Origin of the sequence: Actinoplanes palleronii, from assembly GCF_016862315.1 — a bacterium.
GTDB lineage: Bacteria > Actinomycetota > Actinomycetes > Mycobacteriales > Micromonosporaceae > Actinoplanes > Actinoplanes palleronii.
Map to the genome: position 1 here is coordinate 1 of NZ_BOMS01000103.1, position 5,422 is coordinate 5,422.

The following is a 5,422-nucleotide window of genomic DNA, read 5'->3' on the forward strand; positions in this document are numbered from 1 at the left end:
GCGGACGGGCGCTCGGTATTCGTACCGGAGAAGGGTTGAGCGGAGGGGAACCGCCTGCCGTGCGCCGGGGCGGGGGATACTCCGAGCGAGTTCGAGCCGAGGGGGCGTCAGATGGCGGAGATCGTGTTGGTTCGGCACGGGCAGACGGAGTGGAGTGCCAACGGGCGGCACACGTCGTACACGGATCTGGAGTTGACCGGCGAGGGTGAGGCGCAGGCGCGCCGGGCCGGGGAGCGGCTCGGGGCGCGGACGTTCGCGGCGGTGCTGTCGAGTCCGCGCAAGCGGGCGCTCCGGACCGCGGAACTGGCCGGGTTGAAGGTCACCGAGGTGACCGAGGATCTGGCCGAATGGGATTACGGGGTGTACGAGGGGATCACCACCTCGGAGATCCGGGAGACCCGGCCGGACTGGACGCTGTGGGCCGACGGCTGCCCGAGCGGCGAGTCGCCGGAGCAGATCGGCGAGCGTCTCGACCGGGTGCTGGCCCGGGCGCGGGAGCTGCTGAGCGGTGGTGACGTGGCGCTGATCGGGCACGGGCACAGCCTGCGGGTGACCGGCGCGCGCTGGGTCGGGCTGCCGCCGAGCGCGGGTGGCCTGCTGAAACTCGACACCGCGACGGTGTCGGTGCTGGGCTTCGAGCACGAGGTGGACCCGGTCATCACGACCTGGAACGCCCCCTGCTGAGGATCAGCTGACGTTCATCGGACGGGCGGCCCGCCTGAGGCAGGACGGTTGCTTCAGGCGGGCCGGCCCGTCCGGTCACAGGGTGGCTCTGATGTCGCCCAGACCGCGAGCGATCAGCAATTGTCCACCGGAGGCACGCTCCCATTCACCGGACGTGGTGTTCCACACACGCCACATCCGCGAATCGGTGTGCACGGTGACCCGCGCCGACTCGCCGGGCTTGACCTTCACGGCGGTCCAGCCGGCCAGGCGGATCGGCTGCGCGGCGTCGTCCGGCCGCAGGTAGACCTGCACCACCTCGCGACTGGCCCGGGTACCGGTGTTGGTCACGGTCACCATCACCTCGGGCTGGTCACTTCCGGTCAGACGGGCGTCGGAGTAGTCCCACGACGCATAGCCCAGACCGTGGCCGAACCAGAAGACCGGCTCGGGGGCGCGGCCCGCGTAATGGCCGCGGTAGCCGATGAAAGGACCTTCGTCGTACGGCAGTCTGCCGTCCACCGGAGTCACCGACCAGGCCGGCGACCCGCCGTCCGCGGCCGGGAACGTGCTGACCAGCCGTCCGGCCGGCTCGATGTCGCCGAGCAGGGCCGCCGCCACCGCGTGCCCGCCCTCCTGGCCCGGCAGCCCGGCCCAGAGCACCGCGTCGACCCGGTCCCGCCACGGCATCAGCACCGGGGTCGCCGCGTTGACCACCACGACCGTCCGGCGGGCCGCGCCGGCCACCGCCTCGACCAGGGCGTCCTGCGCACCGGGCAGGGCGAGCGTGGTCTTGTCGACCGACTCGGTCTCCTGCTCCTCGGTCAGCCCGACCACCACCACTGCCACGTCGGCGCCGGACGCCGCCCGGACCGCGTCGTCGAGCACGTCCACCGTCGACCGGGGCGCGACGTGACCGAGCAGGCCGAACAGGCCCTTGTTCGCGAACGTACCGTCGGAAGGCAGCTCGACCCGCGCGGTCAGGATGTCGCCCTCGGCCGCGACGAAGCGGTCGACGCGCAGCGGCGGCGCGAGCACGGCCTCGCCGAAACCGTTCCCGGTCAGGTCGAGCCGGTATCTCAGGCTCTCCTCGCCGGCCTCGACCAGCCAGCGGCCGGCGCCGAGCACACCCAGCTCGACCGGTCCGCCGGCGCTGACCCGGCCGCGCAGCACCGCGCTGGCGACCACGCCGGCGAAGTCGTCGTCCATGCCGACCATGGTGGAGGACTGTGGGCAGAACCGGTCCTCCAGCTCGGTGCCGTCGGCGTCGAGCAGCTGAACCCGGATGCCGGGCTTGCCGGTGACCGGGTCGGTGAGGAACCCGCCGCGGGCCGGCACCGGGCGGGTCCGCACCTCGACGCCGTCGGTGACGGTCACGTCGTCCAGCAGTGCGGTGAGGCCGTCCGCGACACTCGCCTGGTACGGCGGGTTGACCTGGGCGGAGCCGCCGCCCATGTCGATGGTCTGCACCGCGTGCCGGCCGATCAGGGCGACCCGCGTGCCGCGGGCCAGGGGCAGGGCGGCGTTCTCGTTGCGCAGGACCGTCATCCCGCTCGCGGCGAGACGGGTGAGCTGTTCCTTGCGTACGTCACTGTCCGGCGCCGGCAGCCCGCCCGGGAACTCGCGGGGCTCCTCGCCCAGCGCGCCGACCCGGTCGGCGAGCAGCAGCAGCCGGTTCACGTGATCGTCGATGACCGACTCGTCGACCTCGCCGTTCTTGACCGCCTCGACCAGTGCGTCGCCCCACGGGCCGCCCGGGCCGGGCATGACCAGGTCGAGCCCGCCGTTGGCCGCCGCCGCGGCGGTCCTGGTGGCGAACCAGTCCGACATGATCAGGCCGTGGTAGCCCCACTCGCCCTTGACGATCTCGTTGTTGACGTGGTGCTGCTCGGTCGCCGCGGCGCCGTTGACGTCGTTGTAGGCGGCCATCATCGTCCAGGCGTCGGCCTCCTCGACGGCGATCTCGAACGGCAGCAGGTAGACCTCGCGGAGGGTGGCCTCGTCGACCACGCTGTTCACCGTGTTGCGGTCGGTCTCCGACTCGTTGGCGATCAGGTGCTTGAGGCAGGCGGCGACACCCTGGTCCTGCATGCCCCGCACATACGCCGCCGCGAGTTTGCCGGTGAGCAGCGGATCCTCCGAGTACGCCTCGAACAGGCGGCCGCCGAGCGGGCTGCGGTGCAGGTTGATGGTGGGCCCGAGGACGACGTGGATCTCCTGCGACAGGGCCTCCTCGGCGAGGATCCGGCCGACCTCGTAGGCCGCGTCGGCGTCCCAGGCGGAGGCGAGCAGGGTCGCGTTCGGGAAGAGGGCGACGACCCGGCCGCCGCTGAACTTGAGCCCGCGGACCCCGGTCGGCCCGTCGGAGAGCCGGATCTCGTGCAGGCCGATCTGCTCCTGCGGGGCCAGCGTGAACATCGTCGCGCCGGTGAGCAGGGCGACCTTGGCAGCCAGGTCGAGTGTCATGACCCTCATACTGACACGTGTAAGTAGTAAAGTCACCCCATGCCTGAGCCCCGCCGGATCACCAGCGCCGACGTCGCCCGCCGGGCCGGGGTGTCCCGCGCCACCGTCAGCTACGTCCTCAACGCCACCCCTGGGCAGAGCATCTCCACGGCCACTCGCGACCGGGTGCTCGACGCCGCCGCCGGTCTCGGCTACGCGCCGTCGGCCGCCGCCCGGACGTTGCGTACCGGTCGCTCCGACGTGGTCCTGTGCCTGCTCCCGGACTGGCCGATCGGCAACGAGGTCGGCAACCTGCTGGGCAACCTGTCCACCGCGCTGGCCCGCGAGGGGCTGACGTTCGTGGCGCACCCGGGCAGCCGGGAGGACCGGCCGATCGCCGAGATCTGGAAGGCGATCACCCCGGCCGCGGTGCTCTCCTTCACCGACTTCTCCGACCGGGAGCGGGAGGCGATGCTCGCGGCCGGGGTGGCGCTGGTGGTCGCGCTGCTGGGCCGGGCCGGCCGGGCGGGCCTTCACGGGCGGGAGCTGGAGGTGCCGCAGCAGTTGATCGGTCGCCGTCAGACAGAACATCTTTTGGGTACGGGGCACAGCCGGCTCGGCTACGCGTACCCGGACGATCCACGGCTGAAGATCTTTGCGGAGCCTCGGCTGGCAGGCTGCTCGGGTGATCCTGTGGTGCGGACGGTGCCGTTGGACGCCGCGCTCGCCGCGGAGGCCGTCGCGGGGTGGCGGGCGGACGGGGTGACCGGGATCTGCGCGTACAACGACGAGGTGGCCCTCGCGGTGCTCGCCGGGGCGCGGCGGCTCGGGATCGCCACGCCGGGCGGGCTGGCGGTGATCGGGGTGGACGACATTCCGGCGGCTCGGCTGGCCGTACCGTCGCTGACCACGGTGACCACCGACCAGCGCATGCTGGCGGCGCACCTGGCCACCACGGTGGTCGCCGCGGTCAGTGGCCGGCCGGCCCCGGTCCTCGCCACCGCCGACCTGATCCGGGTGGTGGTGCGGGAGTCGGCGTGAGGCTCAACTCCCCGGGATCGCGACCGAAAAAGGGGGCCATGGACGGTGTGTCATGACCCTGCAATCCTCGACGACTGACAGCTGGCAGCGCCTGCTCGACCCGGCCGTGGTCCAGTCGCAGACCCGTGGACCGTTGCCGCCGCGCCCCGCGCTGTCCGGGTCGTATCGGGAACGCTCCTACCCGTCGGTCGCCGCCCGTCCGGCGGCCGGGAAACTGCCCGGTGTCGGGATGGTCGTTGTCATCACGGTGGCGTTCGGCGCGTTCGGCCTGATCCCGGCGACCCGGCGGGCCAACCGGGCCGGTGAGCTGGGCCGGTCCGGGGACAAGTACTGGCAGGCGTTCTGGATCACCTTCGGGGTGACCTGGTTCGTGTTCGGGGTGCTGCCGCTGTTGATGATGATCGCCTGAGCGGCTCGTTCTCCTCCGGCTTGCCACCGGCCTTGTCTGACAACGAACCCACAGGCATGGCACATGGCCCCTCAAGGTCCAGGGCGAATGGTGAAGGACATCACGAGGGACCAGCCGAGGGGATGACCACCATGATCGTCGAACTGAACCGCGAGGCCGCTACCACCACCTCCCGCGTCCCGGCGCCCGCCGCCGACCCGGTGGTCGCCGTGCTCGGCCACCAGAGCCGGGTCGCGGGGCTGCCGCAGCACCTGCCATCCGGCTGGACACTGCGCCACCTGACCGACGTGGACGACGCGCGGCCAGGTGAGTTGGTGCTGCTCAGCGGCGCCAAGGGCGACGACGTGCGCCGGGCCCGCGCGGTCCTGCCCCGGGCCACCCGGATCGTCGTGCTGATCGACGAGTGGGCGCCGGCCGAGCTGGTGGCCGGCGTGCTGACCGCCGGAGCCGACGTGTGCGTCCGCGGCGGCCACCCGGCCATCCTGGCCGGCCACCTGGTCGCCTGCCGCCGCCGCCAGCTGTCCGAACGCTGGGCCGCCCTCGACCTGGCCCACACCGCGTGACGGGCGTCCTCGAGCCCCTCTCATCCAGCATCCTCACAGCCGAGTCCCCCGCCCCCGCTGTCGCGGCACCGGGCCCTGCCCCCGGTGTCGAGCCGCCCGGCCCCGCCCCTGGTGTCGAGGCATCCGGCCTTGCCCCCGGTGTCGAGGCGCCCGGCCCCGCCCCCGGTGTGGTGGCGCCCGGCCCGGGCCACGGTGTGGTGGCGCCCGGCCCGGGCCACGGTGTGGTGGCGGTCTGTCCGGGCCAGGGTGTGGTGGCGGTCTGTCCGGGCCAGGGTGTGGTGGCGGTCTGTCCGGGCCAGGG

At 72.8% G+C, this 5,422-nt stretch carries 5 protein-coding genes; 4 read left to right on the forward strand and 1 reads right to left on the reverse strand.

Features of this window, described 5'->3' with window-relative positions; translation table 11 throughout:
- Window positions 1-111: 111 nt before the first annotated feature.
- A complete protein-coding gene (locus Apa02nite_RS32430; RefSeq protein WP_203828432.1) occupies window positions 112-684 on the forward strand; it encodes a histidine phosphatase family protein in 573 nt (190 codons plus the stop codon).
- Between the two features lie 75 nt (window positions 685-759).
- Here the strand turns inward: Apa02nite_RS32430 and Apa02nite_RS32435 are convergent, their stop codons facing one another.
- Window positions 760-3,129: a beta-glucosidase family protein gene (locus Apa02nite_RS32435; RefSeq protein ID WP_203828433.1), complete on the reverse strand. Its 2,370-nt coding sequence runs from the start codon at window positions 3,127-3,129 to the stop codon at window positions 760-762.
- A 39-nt stretch (window positions 3,130-3,168) separates the two neighbouring features.
- On the opposite strand from Apa02nite_RS32435, the gene Apa02nite_RS32440 reads away from it, so the two are divergent.
- The 3 genes from Apa02nite_RS32440 to Apa02nite_RS32450 all read left to right on the forward strand — a co-directional run bounded on the left by Apa02nite_RS32440 (window position 3,169) and on the right by Apa02nite_RS32450 (window position 5,121).
- Window positions 3,169-4,149 (forward strand): LacI family DNA-binding transcriptional regulator, encoded by a 981-nt coding sequence (locus Apa02nite_RS32440; RefSeq protein ID WP_203828434.1) that lies wholly within the window; start codon window positions 3,169-3,171, stop codon window positions 4,147-4,149.
- A gap of 52 nt (window positions 4,150-4,201) precedes the next feature.
- Window positions 4,202-4,558, forward strand: a complete 357-nt coding sequence (locus Apa02nite_RS32445; RefSeq protein WP_203828435.1) for a hypothetical protein — start codon at window positions 4,202-4,204, stop codon at window positions 4,556-4,558.
- Window positions 4,559-4,689: 131 nt separating this feature from the next.
- Window positions 4,690-5,121 carry a hypothetical protein gene (locus Apa02nite_RS32450; RefSeq protein WP_203828436.1) on the forward strand — a complete coding sequence of 144 codons (432 nt, stop codon included), beginning with the start codon at window positions 4,690-4,692 and terminating at the stop codon, window positions 5,119-5,121.
- Window positions 5,122-5,422: the final 301 nt, after the last annotated feature.

Bases quoted from the DNA above. Each gene is read 5' to 3' on its own strand.
- Apa02nite_RS32445 (WP_203828435.1), top strand. From the start codon at position 4,202: ATGACCCTGCAATCCTCGACGACTGACAGCTGGCAGCGCCTGCTCGAC.
- Apa02nite_RS32430 (WP_203828432.1), top strand. From the start codon at position 112: ATGGCGGAGATCGTGTTGGTTCGGCACGGGCAGACGGAGTGGAGTGCC.
- Apa02nite_RS32440 (WP_203828434.1), top strand. From the start codon at position 3,169: ATGCCTGAGCCCCGCCGGATCACCAGCGCCGACGTCGCCCGCCGGGCC.
- Apa02nite_RS32435 (WP_203828433.1), bottom strand. From the start codon at position 3,129: ATGACACTCGACCTGGCTGCCAAGGTCGCCCTGCTCACCGGCGCGACG.
- Apa02nite_RS32450 (WP_203828436.1), top strand. From the start codon at position 4,690: ATGATCGTCGAACTGAACCGCGAGGCCGCTACCACCACCTCCCGCGTC.